The organism is Romboutsia faecis, from assembly GCF_014323405.1.
Lineage (GTDB): Bacteria > Bacillota > Clostridia > Peptostreptococcales > Peptostreptococcaceae > Romboutsia_E > Romboutsia_E faecis.
This window is the reverse complement of sequence record NZ_JACRWE010000008.1, coordinates 78,676-100,212: the sequence shown is the minus strand read 5'-3', so window position 1 is coordinate 100,212 and position 21,537 is coordinate 78,676. Positions and strand designations below refer to the sequence as shown.

At 29.2% G+C, this 21,537-nt stretch carries 19 protein-coding genes and 1 riboswitch; of the genes, 8 read left to right on the top strand and 11 right to left on the bottom strand.

From position 1 onward, the window contains the following. Positions 1–50: 50 nt before the first annotated feature. The 5 genes from H8923_RS14365 to H8923_RS14345 all read left to right on the top strand — a co-directional run bounded on the left by H8923_RS14365 (position 51) and on the right by H8923_RS14345 (position 4,229). Positions 51–410, top strand: a complete 360-nt coding sequence (locus tag H8923_RS14365) for a helix-turn-helix domain-containing protein (protein ID WP_153972625.1) — start codon at positions 51–53, stop codon at positions 408–410. A gap of 2 nt (positions 411–412) precedes the next feature. Continuing rightward, the gene (locus H8923_RS14360) at positions 413–730 is read left to right on the top strand and encodes a hypothetical protein (protein ID WP_153972624.1); all 318 of its coding nucleotides are present in this window, start codon (positions 413–415) and stop codon (positions 728–730) included. Positions 731–813: 83 nt separating this feature from the next. Beyond that, on the top strand, positions 814–1,323 hold the full coding sequence (locus H8923_RS14355; protein ID WP_153972623.1) for an ImmA/IrrE family metallo-endopeptidase: 510 nt from the start codon (positions 814–816) through the stop codon (positions 1,321–1,323). 13 nt (positions 1,324–1,336) lie between these two features. Beyond that, positions 1,337–2,473 carry a site-specific integrase gene (locus H8923_RS14350; protein WP_153972622.1) on the top strand — a complete coding sequence of 379 codons (1,137 nt, stop codon included), beginning with the start codon at positions 1,337–1,339 and terminating at the stop codon, positions 2,471–2,473. 718 nt (positions 2,474–3,191) lie between these two features. Next, the gene (locus H8923_RS14345; protein ID WP_153972621.1) at positions 3,192–4,229 is read left to right on the top strand and encodes a PTS sugar transporter subunit IIC; all 1,038 of its coding nucleotides are present in this window, start codon (positions 3,192–3,194) and stop codon (positions 4,227–4,229) included. A 114-nt stretch (positions 4,230–4,343) separates the two neighbouring features. On the opposite strand, the gene H8923_RS14340 is transcribed toward H8923_RS14345, so the two are convergent. The 3 genes from H8923_RS14340 to H8923_RS14330 all read right to left on the bottom strand — a co-directional run bounded on the left by H8923_RS14340 (position 4,344) and on the right by H8923_RS14330 (position 9,358). Then, entirely contained in the window at positions 4,344–5,537 is a 1,194-nt protein-coding gene (locus tag H8923_RS14340) for a pentapeptide repeat-containing protein (protein WP_153972620.1), read from the bottom strand. A 131-nt stretch (positions 5,538–5,668) separates the two neighbouring features. Further along, a complete protein-coding gene (locus H8923_RS14335) occupies positions 5,669–7,381 on the bottom strand; it encodes a Na+/H+ antiporter NhaC family protein (protein WP_153972619.1) in 1,713 nt (570 codons plus the stop codon). A 249-nt stretch (positions 7,382–7,630) separates the two neighbouring features. Further along, positions 7,631–9,358: a Na+/H+ antiporter NhaC family protein gene (locus H8923_RS14330; protein WP_153972618.1), complete on the bottom strand. Its 1,728-nt coding sequence runs from the start codon at positions 9,356–9,358 to the stop codon at positions 7,631–7,633. A gap of 144 nt (positions 9,359–9,502) precedes the next feature. Further along, a riboswitch (Lysine riboswitch) is annotated at positions 9,503–9,678 on the bottom strand. A gap of 249 nt (positions 9,679–9,927) precedes the next feature. Between H8923_RS14330 and H8923_RS14325 the strand changes: the two genes are divergently transcribed. The 3 genes from H8923_RS14325 to aspD all read left to right on the top strand — a co-directional run bounded on the left by H8923_RS14325 (position 9,928) and on the right by aspD (position 13,880). Beyond that, a complete protein-coding gene (locus H8923_RS14325) occupies positions 9,928–10,935 on the top strand; it encodes a lipoate--protein ligase (RefSeq protein WP_153972617.1) in 1,008 nt (335 codons plus the stop codon). Positions 10,936–11,031: 96 nt separating this feature from the next. Further along, positions 11,032–12,018 (top strand): lipoate--protein ligase, encoded by a 987-nt coding sequence (locus H8923_RS14320; RefSeq protein WP_153972616.1) that lies wholly within the window; start codon positions 11,032–11,034, stop codon positions 12,016–12,018. A gap of 218 nt (positions 12,019–12,236) precedes the next feature. Beyond that, entirely contained in the window at positions 12,237–13,880 is a 1,644-nt protein-coding gene (aspD, locus tag H8923_RS14315) for an aspartate 4-decarboxylase (protein ID WP_330596680.1), read from the top strand. 91 nt (positions 13,881–13,971) lie between these two features. Here aspD and H8923_RS14310 read toward each other — a convergent pair whose 3' ends face one another. From H8923_RS14310 to H8923_RS14275, 8 genes are all read right to left on the bottom strand, one after another. Continuing rightward, the gene (locus H8923_RS14310) at positions 13,972–14,994 is read right to left on the bottom strand and encodes a phosphotransferase (RefSeq protein ID WP_172976745.1); all 1,023 of its coding nucleotides are present in this window, start codon (positions 14,992–14,994) and stop codon (positions 13,972–13,974) included. A gap of 138 nt (positions 14,995–15,132) precedes the next feature. Next, positions 15,133–15,681, bottom strand: a complete 549-nt coding sequence (locus H8923_RS14305) for a BMC domain-containing protein (protein ID WP_153972614.1) — start codon at positions 15,679–15,681, stop codon at positions 15,133–15,135. Between the two features lie 26 nt (positions 15,682–15,707). Then, the gene (locus tag H8923_RS14300) at positions 15,708–16,634 is read right to left on the bottom strand and encodes a hypothetical protein (RefSeq protein ID WP_153972613.1); all 927 of its coding nucleotides are present in this window, start codon (positions 16,632–16,634) and stop codon (positions 15,708–15,710) included. 1 nt (position 16,635) lies between these two features. After that, the gene (locus H8923_RS14295) at positions 16,636–17,967 is read right to left on the bottom strand and encodes an SLBB domain-containing protein (protein ID WP_153972612.1); all 1,332 of its coding nucleotides are present in this window, start codon (positions 17,965–17,967) and stop codon (positions 16,636–16,638) included. Between the two features lie 13 nt (positions 17,968–17,980). After that, positions 17,981–19,387 (bottom strand): aldehyde dehydrogenase family protein, encoded by a 1,407-nt coding sequence (locus H8923_RS14290; protein WP_153972611.1) that lies wholly within the window; start codon positions 19,385–19,387, stop codon positions 17,981–17,983. Between the two features lie 16 nt (positions 19,388–19,403). Next, a complete protein-coding gene (locus H8923_RS14285) occupies positions 19,404–20,372 on the bottom strand; it encodes a cob(I)yrinic acid a,c-diamide adenosyltransferase (protein WP_153972610.1) in 969 nt (322 codons plus the stop codon). Positions 20,373–20,385: 13 nt separating this feature from the next. Next, a complete protein-coding gene (locus H8923_RS14280; RefSeq protein ID WP_153972609.1) occupies positions 20,386–20,655 on the bottom strand; it encodes a EutN/CcmL family microcompartment protein in 270 nt (89 codons plus the stop codon). A 12-nt stretch (positions 20,656–20,667) separates the two neighbouring features. Continuing rightward, positions 20,668–21,528, bottom strand: coding sequence for a flavoprotein (locus tag H8923_RS14275; protein WP_153972608.1), 861 nt, complete (start codon positions 21,526–21,528; stop codon positions 20,668–20,670). Positions 21,529–21,537 lie beyond the last annotated feature (9 nt).

Genomic DNA, 21,537 nt, shown 5'->3' with positions numbered 1-21,537 from the left:
CAACAAATAGTTTATAATAAATTGTGAAATTACTCAGAGGAGGTGTTTGTATGAAATTTCATGAAATACTTAGAAAAGAAAGAACTAGCTTAGGTTTGAATCAAGTCGAATTTGCTAAAATTTTTAACGTTACAAAACAGACGGTTTCAAATTGGGAAAATGGTAATAGAAATCCAGATAGTGCTACTTTATCTAAAATGGCAGATTATTTTGAAGTTACTGTCGATTACCTCCTTGGAAGAACAGATGAAAGAAACTTGCAGATAGAAAAACCTAAACTTGATGAAGGTATTACAACAATAAATGCTAAAAAAATAAATATAGATGAAGATTTGCCAGATGAGGCTATTGATAAAATAAATGAATATATAAAAATGGTTGAAATGATGTATAAAAATAAAGGGGAGTAATTATGAAAAGTTTTAATTTAAAATCAGGAACTATTGTTAATATTGATGATACAAAAATTAATATACTAAGAACAGATGGAAAAAGTGCATTAAAGGGATTGTTCGCTGGAAGAACTATGGGAGAAATGACTATTAAACTTTCAGCTGTTACAGGTGTAATACAATATGCAGATTATTTATTAATTTGTGCATCAGGACTTCCTACGCCTAATGATTTTAAAATTTCGAGCATTCCAGACATAAAACAATATCCAAACTGTATTGTCGGTAAAGAAAATGAACTAAAGGAAATTTATGATCATATAAACACTTTACTATAAATAAAAGTATATGAGCAGTTATACTGCTCTTTATTTAAACTCTCTATACGAACATAAGTTCGTTTTATAAAGGGGGATTGATAATGACAAAACTCGAACGCCTGTATGAGCTTGCTCATAATGAAAATATCAATATTCATTTTTTTAATTTAAAAGAAATTGGTTTATTAGGATTAAATGTCAGTAAAGAAAATATGCCACATATGATATTTTTAGATCATTCTATAAGGGAATATAAAAGACTTCACACTAATGTGTTAGCACATGAATTAGGACATTATTTCACAAGCTTTGGTAACTCTATAGCTGAAACTAACTATATTGAAAAAGTGCTTAACAATAAATATGAAAATAAAGCTGATAAATGGGCTTGTGAGTTTTTAGTGAGAGAAGAAGAGTTAATTAATGCTTTGAATAAAAATATTAATTGTATTCATAATCTTGCGGAATACTTAGATGTTGATGTTGAAATTTTATTAAAAAGGCTTGAATATTTAGCATTGCAAAAACCAACTCTAAGAATATCTGATACTAAACAATTAGTACTTACTAATCTTCCAAATATATATTTTTATGAAGATATTTACTTATAAGGAGGTGGTCTGATTGAACATCAACAGTGTTTTTATCAGAAAAAGAAATGAAAACTATAATGTAGTACTAGAATATTTAGATGAAGAAACTGGGAAAAGCAAACAAAGAAGCCAAGGATCTTTTAAAAAGAAAAAAGATGCAGAAAAACTTCTTATAGAAATAAAAAGTTCTATTAATAATAATAAGTTCCAAGTTCCAACGTCCAAAACATTCGTAGATAGATGTTATGAATATTATAATAATACCGCTAAGGATTTTTCTCCTACTACATTAAAACGCGCAAATGCAGTTATAAGAAATTACGTAAATTCTTTTTTTAGAGATAAAAAGTTAGTAGATTTGAGCGTTAAAAATTATCAAGATTTTATAAATCATTTATATACAACAAATCTAAAGACAAGCACTATAAAAGAAATATTAAATAAAACAGATGCAGTCTTACATGAGTGTTATAGGCTTAGGGAAATAAAAGAGAATATTCCAGACTTTATAATTTTGCCTAAGAGATCAGATATATCTAACATAGATATTTATACTGTAGAAGAAGCACAAAAAATACTTTCAGAGTGCTCTAACTTTCCTATTTTAGAAATACCTATGCATTTATTCTTATTAGGTGGCTTAAGATTCGGAGAGATGGCAGGACTACTTTGGGAAGATGTAGATTTTGAACATAACATATTAAGAATACGTAATAATTTAATATATGTAGATGGAGAATATTTCTTAAGGAAAACTAAAACAGATGGAAGTACTAGAGATATAACAGTTCCAATAGCTTTAATGAAACTACTTAAGAAAGAGAAAATTAAACAAAATAAACTTAAGATGCAAAATTTATTAAAAAATGATCACAATGTAGTTTGCTTGAATAGTAAATACAGATATTGGAATAATAGTTCTTTTACAGTTGCTTATAAAACTTTTTTAAAGAAAATAAATATGAGATACATTAAGATTCATTCATTGCGACATGCTCATGCATCCATGCTTATATTAGCAAATACAGATATGAAAACTGTATCTGAAAGACTGGGTCATACAGATATTAAAATTACCATGAACATATATAGTCATGTTTTAAAAGAAATGGATTTAACCGCATCAGAAAATATAGAAAAAATACTTTTATATAAAAAATCAAACTGACAATGCTGCACTTTTTTAAGTTGCAGCATTGTCAGTTTGATGTCAGTTTTTATAAATTGTCAGTTTGATGTCAGTGTATTTTTATAATAAATATACTAATTAAATCTGGCATTTCCAGCAGTTATAGTAATTATATTTTACCAAAAAATGTAAAATATCACTTCTCGAACAAGTCCTAGGATTTTTAAATACCTAGTGTTTTCAATCTTAATTAGATTATATTATTAAAATGTCAGTTTGATGTTGACTTTAACAATTTATCTACAACATCTCAAAACATTAAAGACTAAGAATCTTATTCTTAGTCTTTTTTATTTTAACTATATATTTTTAAAATGTAAACACTGTTAAATTATTTTTTATCAGGAAATTATCTTAGGGTTTCTCTAGCCTTATAATATGATAATACTAGTACAATTAACATTTAAATAAATTTTATTCTTATTTCAATAATTTCATTATACTTAATTTAGATTTAGCAAAATATAAGTTAAAATATAAATATTAAATTATTTAGAATTTATTTCATTCATTTCATAATTTCGACACTTTTCGATAATATTGTTATTTTTTCAACTTTTTTAAAAAAATATATTTACAATTCCAATTGTTTGTTTTATAATCATAATTAATCTAATTAATTCATTCACTCTTAATGAGTCGAAGGAAAACAGTATCATTAGGACTTATAAAAAACAAATTATCAGGAGGTAAAGTTATGATACAAATATTAACAGGTACTGCTTTATTATTAGTAGTATTAGCATTATTTACATTATTTAGCTACAAAGCGCCACAAGGTATGAAGGCAATGGGTGGACTTGCAAACGCTGCATGTGCTAGTTTCTTAGTTGAAGCTTTCCATTTTTCATTCTTTGGTGAAGTTTTAGGAATCAAATTCTTAGAAAATGTTGGAGCTGCAAACGGTTCGTTAGGTGGAGTTGCCGCTGCTACATTAGTACCATTAGCATTAGGAGTTTCTCCAGTTTATGCTGTAATGGTAGGTTTAGCTTGTATGAACTTTAAGATATTACCAGGTTTCATAGCTGGATATTTAATATCTTTCGTAATAAAATTCTTAGAAAAGAAAGTACCAGCTGGTCTTGATTTAATAGTAATAATAGTGTTAGCTACTCCATTAGCTTACTTAATAGGGGATGTTACTAGCCCAATAGTAAACGGTGTACTAGGAACTGTAGGATCAGTTTTAACTGAAGCTTCTTCTGCTTCTCCAATATTAATGGGTATAATACTTGGTGGACTTATAACAGTTGTTGCTACTGCTCCACTTAGTTCAATGGCATTAACTGCTATGATAGGTTTAACTGGTGCTCCAATGGCAATAGGTGCATTATCAGTATTCGGTTCTTCTTTCATGAACTTCGTATTCTTCTCAAAAATGAAGTTTGGTTCTAAGAAAGATAATATAGCTGTTGCTATAGAGCCATTAACTCAAGCTGACTTAATATCTGCTAACCCTGTACCAGTATACGTTACTAACTTCATAGGTGGAGCTATGTCTGGTGTTATAATAGCTTTAATGGGTCTTACTAACAACTCTCCAGGAACTGCTACTCCAATAGCTGGTCTTGCAGTAATGTTCGCTTACAACCCAGCAATAAAAGTTATAATAACTGCTGTAGGATGTGCCTTAGTAAGTATATTAGCTGGATTTATAGGACATGCTATATTCAAAAACTACAAAATAACTACTGCTGATGTAGTTCGTGGAACTGAAGCTAACGAAGTTGCTTAGTAGTTAAACACTTAGGTTTATCAAAAATCGCTGCCAAGTTTGTATGTAAATGGCAGCGATTTTTTTATTTTTTTATAATGATTGTCTAATTTACATATTAATACACACATCTTTTTAATTATTTTTAGCTTTTCTTACTAATGTAGATATACCTACTCCCATCATCAAAAGCCCTATTATCATTTCTATGTTTGATACCATATACGTTGCTGGCATAGGCTGTGAGTTGTCAATCCCAACTCCAGCAAACATCCCTACACTTAAATTTAATCCTTCATTTATATATCCCATTATAGTTTTAAAGTCACTATTTAAAAGTGTAAAAAATGTCACTATTTCATTTTCCCCAACTTTCATTCCCAAAAATAAATATAATATTGTACAAACAATTATTACTGCTAATGATGTAATTACTGGATACATAGCTCTTTGTCCATACCCACATGATATCCAGTAAAAATATGAAGCTATTTTAGGAAATATCTTTTTTAGTGATTTACGTTCTGCAACCTTGCCTAAATAGTAGTATTCTCCAAAGTTGTTAATTAAATTATTCTCTTTAAACTTATCTGCTATAGTTTCATACGTCATATATATGCCTTCATATTCTTGCTTTGTTTTTTCTACAGCTTCTATTTTACCAAAACATGTTTTCTCATCAAATTTAGTTTTATCTTTGTCATTAAAATCTAAATCTATAATATAACAATCTAAAGTCTTAAAACCACAAAGATTACAGTCTTCAAATACAATTTTATCTAATTTAGAATTCTTTATTATCCCCTTTGTAATATAGGTCATCTCAAATGATGTATTAGTTATATTACATTCTTCAAATAACGCCATTGATAAATCGCAATTTAAAAACTTAGCATAAATATTACACTTATAAAAGTAACATCCTAAATTGTCCTTATTATTTAAAGATGGTAACTGTTCTGTACCTTCTTTTATAAATATGCAATTTTCAAAAGTTACTCCACCATCATTAAATGTGCAGTTTTCAAAAAAACACCCTATAAAATTGCAATTTTTATATCTAATATTTTTAAAATTACAGTCAATGAATTTAGAACATACTATATCCTTGCTCTCCACTATTCTAAAATCAGATTCATCTAACAATCCATCTTTTCCAAATGTAGTTCCATTAAAATTCTTATAACTAAATTGTTTACATGGAGTGTAATCCTTTAAATCAGCTTTATTTTTTAGTATATAGCTTATAACTTTTGAATTATTTTTTTTCCTATTTTCAATTTGTTTATTCAAAGAATATCTTTCTTCTTTAAAGTTTATATATGCCATAACTAGCTCCTTATTATCTAAAATAATATAAATTAAAGGGCTTCTTTTAAATATAGTATCAAAATAGTAACTATATTTTAATAGATGCCCTTTTTATTAGTATTATTTGCTTTTTATTTTTTTATATTCCCTTATTCAACTTTCTTTCCAATAATTTGAAGACCTATAAATAAAGCTAACATTGCAAGTGGTAAACCTAAATATATAGGCATACCTAATCCAACAGGTATATATCCAAATAATATGGTTATAGCTGCCGTAAATAATGCATACGGCATTTGTGTCTTTACATGATTTATATGGTTACAACCAGCTCCCATGGAGGATAATATCGTTGTATCCGATATAGGAGAACAGTGATCACCAAAAATTGCTCCTGTTAAGACTGCACTAGTAACTACTATTATATATGACATTTCTGGATTTATTGAATAAGCCAATGGTATTGCCAGTGGCATAAGTATTCCCATTGTTCCATAGGAAGTACCTGTTGCAAAAGATATAATTGATCCCAGTACAAATATTATACTTGGTAATAAAAAAGCCGGAATTGTATCTGATAATAATGTTATTAAATATTTTGCAGTTCCTAATTCTTTAATAACTGAACTTAGCGACCAAGCGCAAACCAGTATAACGCAGGTAATTAGCAATCTTTTAAGCCCTTCCATCCATACCTCTATTGCTTCTGATAAAGTAAAAATCTTCTTAGCTACAGCCATAATTATTGCTACTATACCAGCAAGTAAAGATGATTGGAAAAGAGCTACCGATGCATCAGATGCGCTAAATGCTTCTCTTATAGCAAGAAATGATATTGGTGAGCTTTTCAACAATGATATTAATTCTTGATTATCTCCATTCACTATATTACTATATCCACTAAAGTAAAAAGAAATTAATGCCACAAATATAAGTACTCCTATAGGTATTATGGCATTAGACATACTTGGCTTTATACCTTTTTTAGCTAAATATCTAATATCTTCCTCTGAATCTGTATTTTCAATATTCAAATCATCAGTCAGTATACCTTCTTTTCTAGCTTTTAACTCCGATTTTCTCATAGGTCCAAAATCCTTTAGCAAAAGTGCACTTATTACTATAAAGAATAATATTAATATATTATAAAATCTATATGGAATTGTTTGAATAAATACCCCAAAAGCATCTGCACTCACACCTATTGTATTAAATGCATCTTTTATTAATCCTAATTCCATACCTATCCATGTTGATATAACCGCTATACCTGCTACTGGTGCTGCTGTTGCATCAACAATAAATGCTAACTTTTCTCTAGATATTCTCATTTTATCCGTAATTGATCTCATCATAGTACCAACAATCATAGCATTAGCATAATCATCAAAGAATATTATTAAACCTGATAGCCAAGTTATAATTTGTGAGCTTTTTCTAGTTTTAGCTCTTTTTGACAAACTTTCAGCTATAGCTTTGGCCCCACCCATTTTGGTTACTAAGTTTATCAAGCCACCAATAGCTAAAACTTGCAGTATAATACCTGCATTCCATGGATCAGCTAGTGATTCTACCATTCTATTTATTACATCTACAAATGCTAATATCAGTCCACTTAGTATATTATTTCCTGGTATTGTTAGTAATAAGCTTCCTGATATAATACCTATAAATAGCGATACTATTACATTTTTAGTTAAAAATGCAAGTATTATAGCTACTGCTGGTGGTATTAAAGTAAGCAGTTTATACTTATTTGCATTTATATATCCTACGTCAACTTCAGCAGCCAAACATACCGTCGGTATCGTTAATAAGATAAATATCACTACAAATAAAATTCTTAAAGGCTTTCTTTTCATTTAACCCCCTCTTTCATAAATTATCATAATATTTAGATAAATTTAATTTAATTCATTATATTCATAAAGGTATAATTAATGTTCCATTAATATCCTTATTATTAATGCCTCTTAAGGTTTATAGCTTTAGAAAATAGATGCTTAGAAACAAAGTTATAAAATAAAAATTCCACGGCATTTACAACGTCTTTTGTTGCATACCGTGGAATTTTTATTTTATAACTAATATTCTAGCAATGTGTTGATATTTTATAAAGCCTCTGATTCAACTCCATCTACTTTTTTACCAAATATTTGTACCCCTATAAATACTGCTAATATAGCAAGTGGTAATACAAAATATATTGGCATTCCTAATCCTGCTGGAATATATCCAAATAATATTGTTATAGCACCTGTAAATAATGCATATGGCATTTGAGTTCTAACATGATCTATATGATTACATCCTGCACCCATTGAAGATAATATAGTTGTATCTGAAATTGGTGAACAGTGATCTCCAAATATTGCTCCAGTTAATACCGCACTTGTACTTACTACTATAAATGACATTTCTGGATTTATTGAGTGTGCAAGAGGAACTGCTAGTGGCATAAGTATACCCATTGTTCCGTACGCTGTACCTGTAGAGAATGATATTATAGCACCTAATACAAATATTAAAGTTGGTAATAAGAATGCAGGAAATGATCCAGATAATAATTTAATTAAATATTTAGCTGTACCTAATTCTTTTATCACTGAACTTAATGACCAAGCTAGTATTAATATAACACCAGTTATAACTAATGTTTTCATACCATCTACCCAAGCATCTATTGCCTCTGAAACAGTAAATATTTTTTGAGCTACAGCCATTATAATTGCTACTATACCTGCAAGTAATGCTGATTGAAATAATGCAACAGATGCATCTGATGCACTAAATGCTTCTCTTATAGCCGTAAAAGAGAATGGAGAATTATTAAATAATTGTATTAATGTTGCATCTTCTCCACCCATTATTGAAGAATAACCACTATAATAGAAAGCTACTAAAGCTGCAACTATTAATGTCCCAATTGGTATTATAGCATTCCATATACTTAATTTTACGCCGTCTTTTGGCTCTAAATCTGAATGATCATTTGTTGAATCCATTGCTATTTCTGACTGAATATCTCTTCCTTTTCTAGCTCTTATTTCTGCCTTTCTCATTGGTCCAAAATCCTTAAGCAATACTGATGTTACTATAATAAATACTAATATTAATATATTATAAAATCTATATGGTATAGTATTTAAAAATACTCCAAAAGCATCAGCTTCTACTCCTATACCATTAAATGCATCACCTATTAAACCAACCTCAAGTCCTATCCAAGTAGATACTATTGCAAGACCTGCTATAGGTGCTGCTGTAGCATCTATTATAAACGCTAATCTTTCTCTTGATATTTTCATTTTATCCGCAACGGGTCTCATCATAGGTCCTATTATAAGTGCATTTGCATAATCATCAAAGAATACTAACAGTCCTGCAAACCAAGTTATTAACTGTGTACTCTTTGCCGTTTTTGCTCTTCTCGCAAGAGCTTCGGCTATAGCTTTAGCTCCACCCATTTTAGCAACTAAGTTTATTACTCCTCCTATTGCTAAAACTTGAAGAATAATACCTGCATTCCATGGATCCGCAAGTGACCCCACTGCTCTACTTACAACATCTAGAAATGCACTAACTAAGGCTAAAAATGGATTAGACCCACTTACATTAATTATAAAACTTCCTGATAAGATTCCAATAAATAATGATACAACAACATTTTTAGTAATAAATGCAAGAACTATTGCAACTAATGGTGGTATTAATGTTAATATTCCAAACTTACCAGCATTAATTGCAGCTATATCAATCTCCTCTGCAAATCCTAAAGTAGCAGACATCATAAATACCATAAGTGCCATAAGTATAATTCTTAAATTTTTTCTGTTCATAAAATTTCCCCCTTAAATTTATTAAGTGAATATATGAGGGTTTGTGGATAAATTATAAAATTATTATAATAAAAAAAGCCTTGAGTTTACACTCAAGGCTAATAATCATATTTTAGTAATTATATCAAAATAATACAATAATTCCTTAAATGTAGCTCACCACAAAATAAATTTGTGACAGTGATGCATATATTCTATACATCCCCAGTTATATAACCTTAAAGCATCAGTTATATACTTCGGCAATATTTCCTTTCCTAATAAGTCATCGTGCTTACCTCATTATTAGTACTGATAAATATCGCGCCTCTACCCTTTTTCTATTCACTTGTTTTTCTTAATTTGAATTATATGGTAATTTTATATTTTTTGCAATACTTTTCTGAAAATTTTTATTTTTAAATTTATTATAAATAGTTTTTATAATTATCAATTATTTATTGAATGTACTTAAACTACTAAACTTTGATATTACATAACTTTTTATTTTTAAAAGGATTTTTATATATTTTGTAGAATTTAAGCTTTTATATAAATAATTTGTTTGAATATAGTCTAGGAGGATCTATATGTTACTAATAAACAATAATAATACAAACCCTTATTTTAATTTCGCATTAGAAGAGTATTTATTAAAAAAAACTAACGAAGATTTATTTAGATTATGGATGTGTGACCCATGTATTTCTGTAGGAAAAAACCAAAATACAATTTCTGAGATAAATGCAGACTACGTTAAAGAAAACTCAATTCCTATTGTAAGAAGGCTGTCTGGAGGAGGAGCTGTTTTTCATGATTTAGGTAACTTAAATTTCACATTTATATCTTGTAATAACAACTCATTTAGTGATTTTAAAAAGTTCACTCAACCGATTATTAATTTGTTAAAAACTTTAGGTATAAACGCTGAGTTTTCTGGTAGAAATGATTTACTTATCAATGGTAAAAAATTCTCAGGAAATGCTCAGTATAATTATAAAAATAAAGTTATACATCATGGAACTCTTTTATTTTCGTCTCAAATTAGCAATTTGTCTAATGCTTTAAAGGTAAAACCTATAAAACTTGAAAGTAAAGGTATAAAATCTGTTAAATCCCGTGTCACTAATATTAGTGATCATTTATATACACCTATGGATATTTCTGAATTTAGAAGTCTACTTATGAATTATGTTTATTCCACGAATAGCAGTAATTTATATTACGAATTAACTGAGGAAGATATTAATAATGTAAATAAATTATCAGAAGAAAAGTATTCTACTTGGGAATGGAATTTTGGAAATTCACCTAACTATTCATTAGTTAATGAACTTAGATACACCGGTGGAACTGTTGAATTTCATTTAAATGTATCAAAAGGGTCTATTTCTGATATAAAGTTCTTTGGCGATTTCTTCGGAAAAAAGGATATATCAATTATAGAAAATTTATTGATTGCTACAAAACATGAAGAAAACTCATTAAAAGAAAAGTTAAACGATATAAATATTGATGACTATTTCCTAGGCTCAACTGTAGATGTGTTAGTTTCTGGGATTTTAGGAGCGAAACAACCTTTATTATTAACAAACTAGTTCTCCAATTACTTATAAAAAGGATTCTTTATATTTTTATAGAATAATAATTGTCATGAGTTTTATGTATACAAATACTACGAGGGGGAAAATAGCATGCTGCTAATATATAATGAAAATACTAATCCATATTTCAATTTAGCTATGGAAGAATACTTCTTAAAAAATACCAGTGAAGATTTATTTATACTCTGGAGAAATAAACCATCCATTATAATAGGAAAAAATCAAAATACATTATCTGAAATAAACTTAGATTATGTAAAAGAACATTCTATACCAGTTGTTAGAAGGCAATCTGGAGGAGGTGCTGTTTTTCATGATTTAGGTAATATAAACTTTACATTTATATCCTGTAAAAACAATTCCTTTAGTGATTTTAGAAAGTTTACACAACCTATAATAGATTTACTAAAAACTTTAGGCCTTAATGCAGAGTTTTCAGGTAGAAATGATTTATTAATAGACGGTAAAAAATTCTCTGGAAATGCACAATACAACTACAAAGATAAAGTTATGCACCACGGTACTTTATTATTTTCATCACAAATAGCAGATTTATCTAATGCTCTAAAAGTAAAAAGTATTAAGTTTGAAGGCAAAGGTATAAAATCAGTAAAATCTCGTGTTACTAATATAAGCGAGCATTTAGACAATAATATTGATATACTAGAGTTTAAAAATATATTAATGAATTATATATCTGCTATAAATCCAGAAAATAAATTTTATACCATTAATAAAAAAGATAAAGAAGAAATAGAAAAATTAGTTGAAGATAAGTATAGTACATGGGAATGGAATTATGGCAATTCACCTAAATATTCTCTTTTAAATGAATTAAAGTATCCAGGAGGAAATATTGAATTTAACTTAGAAGTTGATAAAGGTGTAATTACTAAAATAAAATTCTTCGGTGACTTTTTTGGAAAAGAAGATATATCTACACTAGAAATCTTACTTTGTGGTTCTAAGCATAAGGAAAATGAATTAAGAGAACTACTAAACCATGTGAATATAAATGATTATTTTTTAGGTGCAGATGTAGATATCTTAATTTCAGGTATATTGGGAGCAAAATAGATTCAAAAAGATATTTCTCTATTTTAAGTTTAGTTTCAACTTCTTTTTTTAAGTATATATTTTAAAATAACTTATTATATTAACTATTAATTCAATAATACAGTAATTTTTAAATTTTTCTACAAATAACACGTTATTTTTCATTTACTTTTTCTGAAAATTATATATAATTGAAATAGTAAGTAAATTTATTGTACGTTATTGTGGAGGTATTAATTTTGAAATATTCATATAAAGAATTAAAAATGATGCATGAAAAAATAAGCCCTTTTGAATTTAAGGATAAATTAATAAATTTAGCTAATTACAGCGCAAAAAAAAATAATAGAAATATACTAGATGCAGGCCGTGGTAATCCGAACTGGACAGCTGCAACTCCTCGTGAAGCATTTTTTACCTTTGGTCAATTTGCAGTTAACGAAACTCGATTAACATGGAATTTAGGTGACTTAGCAGGAATGCCTAAAAAAGAAGGTATTACAGAGAGATTTTATAAGTACGTAGATGAAAATAAAGATATTCCTGGTACGTCTCTACTTAAAAGTATAATTGATTATGGTATAAATGAACTTAATTTTAATGGTGACGAATACATATATGAATTAACAGATGCTATTATTGGAGATAATTACCCATTTCCTGATAGAATGTTACCTCATATAGAAAAAATAGTACACGATTATCTAGTCAAAGAAATGAAATACGATATAAATGCTGGTGGTAAGTTAAACGTATTTGCAGTTGAAGGTGCTACTGCTGCTATGTGTTATATATTCGATTCATTAATGGCAAATGAACTTTTAAGAAAAGGTGATAAAATTGCTATAATGACACCTATATTTACACCTTATCTTGAAATACCTCATTTACCTAGATATAACTTTGATGTGGTTTATATAAATGCGGATGAGGTTGATGAAAATGGTATACATACTTGGCAATATTCATCTAAGGAATTAGAAAAACTTAAAGATACATCAATAAGTACTTTATTCCTTGTAAATCCTAATAACCCTGCATCTATTGCCATGAATGAAAGTACTTTCAATAATATAATAGATGTTGTTGAAAATTATAATAAAGATTTAATGATTATATCAGATGATGTTTATGGTACTTTCGTTCCTGAATTTACATCTTTAATGGCTAAACTTCCTTATAATACCCTTGGGGTATATTCTTACTCTAAATATTTTGGAGTTACTGGCTGGAGATTAGGAACTATGGCATTGCATGAAAAAAATATTTTCGATAAGAAAATAAGCGAACTTGATGATAACTTAAAAGAATCTGTTAATGAACGTTATAAGGAAATGAGCCTTGATCCAAGTACAATTTCTTTTATGGATAGAATAGTTGCAGATAGTAGATTGGTAGCACTAAATCATACTGCAGGTCTTTCTACACCTCAACAAGTTCAAATGGCATTTTTCTCTGCCTTTGCATTAATCGATACTAATAATTCTTATAAATCTCTTAATATGAATATTTGTAATAGTCGTAAGAAATTATTATTTAAAGGTCTTGGACTAGAATTAAATGCCAATGAGAATGATGCCGCTTACTACTATCAATTTGATATTGAAAACTGGGCTAGAATATTTCATGGAGAGGAATTAGTTAATTATTTAAAATCTAATTATGAATTAGTAGATGTTTTATATAGACTCGCAAATGATTACTCCATTGTATTACTTGGTGGAGATGGATTTGCTGGACCAAGCTGGTCAGTTAGAGTTTCCTTAGCTAACTTAGAAAGTGAGTCTTATTATAAAATTGGACAGGCTATAAATGAGATACTAACTTCTTATGTTGATGAATGGAAAGAAAAATCACAATTAAAAGTAATAGCAGACTGTTAATTATATTAAAATAAAAATAAATCACTGATAATTGATATCAGTGATTTATTTTTTTATTTTAATATATTATTACTATATATTTTACATAATATTATCGTTCAATTTCTAAATCATCAAGTATTATTATCAAGCTTTCTATCCACCACTGCAAGTTATAGGTTGCAAATTTATCATCTAAGTTACTTCTACTAATAAGTGCTGCCAAAAACATTCTACATGCACATAATACTCCAATTCTTATTAATGTATCCCAAGTTTTTTTAGTAAATGCATATCCTAAGTATTTTTCTAATGATTCCTTATAATAATAAATAAGATCTATTTTATCTACTTTATTGTCTACTGAGCTCATAATATACCAAAATAAATCCAAGGTACATGGCCCGCAACCACTATTTGCCCAATCTATAAATCTTACATCATCCTTGCCAATATAAAGTGCATTATCTGGCCTATAATCTCCATGTACAAATGTCTTAGGATAATAAGAAAATTTTTGGTCTATATTTTTAAATTCACAATATTTTTTATAACGTTCTTCACCCAAAAATTCCTTTAACTTTTTCCATCCATAATAATTATCTTCTTTAAACTCTTCTACTTGATCAAGTTTTTCCTCTGTTAAAAAATAATAGTAATCTTCTACACTAAGTAAAGATTTATATTTTAAAATATCATATTCACTAAATTTAGCATGAAATTTAGCTAAATTATCTAAATATGCATAATAATCATCACTATTTTTTTCGGCTCCAATAAAACTTGACATATCATTCATTAAAATTGCATAACAGTTTCTATCTTCATAATATGCTATATAGATCCCTTTAATAAACTCCTCTATTTTAGCAAATATACTATCTTTAAATACAGTAAGCTCTCTTCCACTATCATTACTTACTCTTGCAAGCCAGTCCTCTTTCAAATTATTTACTTTTAAATATAAAATTTTGCTACTTTCATTGTTATATATTTTTAATTTATACATTTTAGATCCAGATAAACCACTTGTATCTATACGATATATTTTCATGTTTTTTATATCTCCAACAACATTACTTAACACTTCTTTACTTAAAAGTTCTTTTAATGATGATGCTTTATATACCCCCATATTATCTCCTCTCATTTGTAAATTTATAGCCCTTTCTTTATAGACATTCATTTAAATATTAATAAAGAAAGGGCCACAAATAGATTTTAATATAACCTACTTATAAGCCCATACTTTTAATAATTTAATTTATCAACCTTATCTAAGCTTCTCTATTAAGCTTTTATGAGGCGAAGATACTACAGAAGTGCTTATTATAGATCCAGATTCACCTAATTCATTTAAACAAGATTTCACTGCTGATTTAACAGCTGATACCTCACCCGTTAAAACTAAAAAACCTTTTCCACCTAATCCTTTAGCAATTCTAATTTCTATTAATTTTACATTAGAAGACTTCACAGCTATATCTCCTGCTTTTATAGCAGTCAATGCTGATATAGTTTCTATTGCTCCTATAGATTTTACATTATCTATTTCTGTAAAACCAGTAAGCGATACTAATACATCTTCATGTATATTATTTATTACATGAGATTCTACTAGAAATATACTCGCTACTTTTCTCCCTGATTCAACAGAGCTTTTTACTGCACCTACATCTCCAGTAATTAAAATCATATATTTGCCTGGACAAATAGGATTTGCCATAATCAATTCCACATTAGCAGCCTTTAACATTTCATCAGCTGTTTCTATACCAATAGGAATACTTTTTATCTCTACAAGACCTATTGCTTTCTTCAACGGTATCCCCTCTCTTCTATTTCTTATTATTTAAATATCATAAATATTATTAGTGATAATATGAATATTGTACATGCAGGTGGGTCAACGTGGCTATCAACATGACTATTTACAGTCTTAACAAAGAATTCACCAAGTAATGCAGCGACTATTGCTACTATAATACCTATAATTGGGCTTCCTGACCATACTAAAGCATATGCTGCAGTTATACTTATATGATGTGTAGTTGGTGATGTAAATCCAGTTTGTGCAAATATTAATGAAATAGCACTTATTGCAAATACAAATCCTGGATATGAAGCTTGCATAACTTCACGAGATACTCCAGCTTCTTCTAATAATGTTCCTGTATAACATACTACTAAACCAACAATTAAACCAAGTACTATATTATATATAAAAGCATTTCCTTTAGGGAAATATTCTCTAGGAGTACTACCTTCATACTTACCAGTTAATCCTGATTTACCTATAGCAAATCTTACTATCAAACCTGATGTTGCAACTGTCATTGCAACTGTATCTGTAGGTATAGCTAAAACATTTGCGTATAAATGATTTATTAATAAACCTAATACACCAAACACTCCACCGACTAGTAAAACAGATGCATCTCCTGTACCATGTAAACAATAAAGTATATCTGCTCCATTAGTTATTCCTGAAGGTGCGGCAACTGCTACATCTCCTCCGCCTAAACTACCATTAGCTATTGCATTATTTTTTCTTGCTGCAAATGCTGCTGCTGCAACACCACCAGCAAATGCTATGTGTGGACCAAAGAAAGAACCAAATGCAATATTACCAGTTACTACATCCATACCTGTACCTAATCCTATTGCTGTACCAACTACAGCTATGACACCTGTCATAATAAATGCAGGTAATGCACCTATAGCTGAACCAAAAGCGCCTCCACCGAATGCTGCAAGTACTGATAAAATACTCATATTACATCCCCCAATCAATTATAATTATATTATTTCTAATCTCTTTGATAGTTCCATCGATGCTTGAGTGAATATTGCTACCTAATTTATTATCTTCTACTTGCCCTAATAAATCTCCTTTAAAAACTTTGTCGCCTATTTGTACTACTGGTATTGCTGGTGCACCTATATGTTGACTTAAAGGAATAGCTACAGATTTTACATTTACTTTAACATCTGTCATTGGTGCCTCTACATCATATAAATTTAATCCTATCTTATTAATTAACTTATTCACCGGATACTTTTTATATGACCTAAATGGGTGAACATTTTCCGGCTGATTTTTACATGTATTTTTTATACCATTTGCTCCCATAGTTTTCTTAAGCGAGTTATGCAGCTTCCAAGGTTGTAAATCCATTACACATGCATATTCACATAATCTACACTCACAACATAAAAATGCATTTACTGGTGTTACTTTTTCATCACATAAATTACTATAACTAGCAAGTCTCATCATCTTGTCTGGATATATACTGTGCCCAATTAAATTCCTTGGGCATACCTCACTACAATGACTACAATGCATACAAGCAGCTTTAGCTTCTTTTATCATTTGATTTACATCCTTAGTTAGTGACCTTACAAGTGGATGATCAGATTGCAAAACTATAAGGCCTTTCGTCGTTTTAGTAATAGGATTTTTTATATCTGTAATTTTACCCATCATTGGTCCACCATTTATTACTACATACTCCTCTAAATAAGTTCCTCCAGCTAAGTTTATAGCTTCTTCTATACTTAATCCTATTGGCAATTTTAAGGTTCTAGGATATTTTACTGCACCTGTAACTGTTACATACTTTTCTGTAACAGGAGTACTATTATAATATGCATCATAGATGTTGGCTATAGTTTCTACGTTAGAAACTATAGCACCAACATTAAGAGGTATTCCACCTTCAGGAACTATTCTTCCTGTAACTTCATATACTATAATTTGTTCATCCCCTGCAGGATAAAAATTTTGTAGTTTATGAATACTTATTCCCTCATACTCTCCAATTATATCTTCAAAAGATTTTATAGCTTTTTTATATTTTTCTTTAAGAGCTATTACTGCATATTTTGCTCCTACATGATCTTTTATAAGTTTTAAACCTTCCAGGATTTTTCTAGATTCCATTGCCATAAGTTGCTGGTCTACTCTTAAAAGAGGCTCACATTCTGCACCATTTACGATTACATATTCAGCCTTTGCATTTAATTTTACGTGAGTTGGAAATCCAGCTCCACCTGCACCTACAATACCTGCATTTTTAACAAGGCTTATTAAATCTTTTTCCAATTAGCTCACCTCTTTATCTAACGTTAAACCCTTCTACAAGTACACATCTTCTTTTTCTAGTGAATGTTTTTGCTGATGTTAGACCTTCTCCAGTTGGACCTGCTATAGTAAATGTTGTATGACCTTCTCCACCAACACCAATTCCAGCATATGATGGTCCATTTTTAACAAATATAGTAGTTTGTATAAGTCTAGCCATTTTAGTTAATTTATCAACATTCTTAGAATGCATAATGGCAGTATGTCTATTTCCATGTTCTACTTCTACAGCTAAATCTATTGCTTCATCTACATCTTTTACTCTTACTATAGGAAGTATCGGCATCATCAATTCTTCTTGGACAAATGGATGCTCTTTATCTGTTTCCATTATAATTACCTTAATACTTGAATCTACTTCTATACCTAGCTTACTAAGTATGTATTTAGCACTTTTTCCAACAAACTCAGTTTTTATTTTTAACTTATCATTAAGTACTAATTTTACCAGTTTATCTAGAAGATCTTTATCAGTTATTTGATAAGCTCCATTTTTATTCATATTAAATATTAAGTAATCTGCAATTGAATCAACTGCAATAACTTCCTTTTCTGCTATGCAAGGTAGGTTATTATCAAAGCTACATCCATCTATAATATCTTTTGCAGCTTTTTCAATATCTGCAGTTTCATCAACTACAGCTGGTGGATTTCCTGCACCTGCACCTATTGCTTTCTTTCCTGATGATAGTACTAATTTAACTATTCCAGGTCCACCTGTAGCAACTAATAGTTTTACTTTATCATGTTTTATCATTATATTTGTATTTTCTATAGATGGCTCAGCAACTGAAACCACAAGATTTTCTGGAGCTCCTGCTTTTCTCAGAGCCCTATTTATAGTTTGTATAGTTAATGTTGAAACTTTTTTAGCTCTTGGATGAGGACTAAATACTACAGAGTTTCCTGCAGCAAGCATTCCTATGCTATTACAAAGAAGTGTTTCTGTTGGATTTGTAGTCGGTGCTATTGCACCTATAACACCAAATGGAGATAATTCTACTAAAGTAAGACCATCATCTCCTGATATAGCTTCACTTTTTAAATCTTCTATCCCTGGTGTTTTTTCTATTACGAGTTTATTTTTTATAATTTTATACTCTACTTCTCCCATTCCAGTTTCTTCGACAGACATTCTTGAAATAAGTTCTATGAGTTCATCATTATAAAACTCTTCTCTTATAGCCTTAATAAATCTATCTCTATCAGCCATAGTGCATTTCATATATTCTTTCTGTGCTATAAATGCTGCCTCTACTGCATCATTCATATTTTCAAATATTCCGTCTACACAATCTACGCAGTTTTCCTTTTCTTTTACATCTATACCTTCGATGACTTTTTTTACGACTTTTTCTATGTCTAGAGTACTTATATTCATACGACTCCCCCCTAACCTATAATGAATCTATTGCATATTGAGCAATTTTCATATCTTGTTCTACAGTACCTCCACTTACTCCTATTGCTCCTACTATCTTTCCATTAACCTCTATTGGAAATCCTCCACCAAATACTACTATTTTATTGGCATTTGTATTTTGTATTCCATAAAGCGAACCTGATTCTTTAGCCAAATCACTTACATCTGATGTTGGCATTTGAAGAGCAAGTGCAGTATATGCCTTATTCATAGATATATCTAAACTTGCTAATAAAGATCCTTCCATTCTATGAATCAAAATAATATTTCCACCTTCATCTACTGCTGAAAAAACCATTGGAACATTCATTTCTATAGCTTTTTCTTCAGCAAATTCTGCCATTTTTTTGATATTCTTTAGATTGAAATCCTTAGAAAACTTTTCTTTTAGTTTCTTTACAACTTTATTTTTTATATTCTCTACCTCTGAGTTATATTCTTCTACTCTTGCTAGAGCATATATAGTATCAGATAGTCTATTTATATATTTTAATAAGTCTTCTCTTATCTCTTCTTCTTCACTTAATGATATAATCTTTCTTTCAGCCCTTCTAATAATTGTTCTAGCTACATGTAAAGATGCCGATGCAGAATTTTTACCTGGAACTACAAACGCTGTTTGTTTTCCTACAATTTCAGTACATTCATCAACAATTTGTTCTAAAAAAGCTACGTCTTTTTCTGTTACCTTTCCTTGTAACATTTGAATTCCTTTTTCATCACTTGCTAATTCTGCACCTACACTAAATAATCTTTTTTGTATTGAGTTTACATAAATCTTTATATTTTTATTTTCTAGATGTGAGTAAGCAAGGCCTAGCATTGAATTAGCTTCATCTATAGTTCCATAACAGTCAACTCTTGCACTACTTTTTTTTACTCTTTTCCCACCATATAAACTTGTTTCACCCTTATCGCCTGACTTTGTGTATAAATTAGCCAATGAATTTCACTCCCTAACCATTTACTTCTACAGTATCAACAATAGCTACTACTGCTGAATCTATAGGCGCTTTTTCTCTTTCAAGTACATATCTTGCAGAGCTTCCTTTAGATACCAATACTATTTCCCCTACTCCTGCACCAACTGAATCTACTACAACCTCACTATTATCAGTCATACCTAAATGCTCATCTAGCTTTTTTATTACTAAAAGTTTAAAACCTACCAAAGCTTCATTTTTAGTTGTTGATACAACTGTTCCAACCACTTTCCCTAAATACATATTCATTACTCCTTATTCTTTTAGTAATTTAATATTTAATCTATGTGCTTCATCTCTTGCTAAATCTGTTATTAATGTATTTGGGTTTACAAAAATTTTATTATACATTTTGTTATCCCATATATCTCTTCTACTTAAGACCTTTTTGTTTATCTTTATAGATGAAGATATTTTATCAGCTTTAGGTTCAGCTTTCTTACTAATTTCTATATTACTATTTAATTTTGATATACTAGATGAATTTGATTTATCTAAATCAAAACTTTTTAAAAGTGTTTTGTTTACTTTCTCATATAAATTTTCAGAAGAAGTTAATTTAATATTGTATTCTCTTAAAACTTCAAGATTAGAGCTTAATCTTTTCTTATGAAAATCACTTAGATTATCTCCATATATACTTCTTCTTTCTTCATTTTCTGGACAACATCCATTAATTGATGCTACTACAGGTTTTCCTGACAATAGAGCCTTTGAAACGATATTAGTGACAAGAGTATCACTAATACAATTTGCAAGCTTTGCAGCTGAATTCATAGTTAAGGTAGGAATTATTATTATATTATTTTTTCGTAGTAACTCCTTAATAACTAATCCATCTGCATCAGTTATTATATTTTCTATACCCATAGATTTTCTTACAGTATCTATAGTAAGCACTTCTTGTGCTGATTTTGACATTACTACATCAAATTCCCATCCATCCATCTTCAATTTGTTTATTGACTCTATTGCTTGGCAGTATCCAATAGTTGCCCCAGTAAACAAAAGTAATCCTCTTTTACTTTTGTCTATAATTTTTTCTATTACTTTTTCGACAATATAATCTACTATGGATTCTTCTATTATGCTTTCTAATTGTTTTTTTTGATTCAACTTATCACC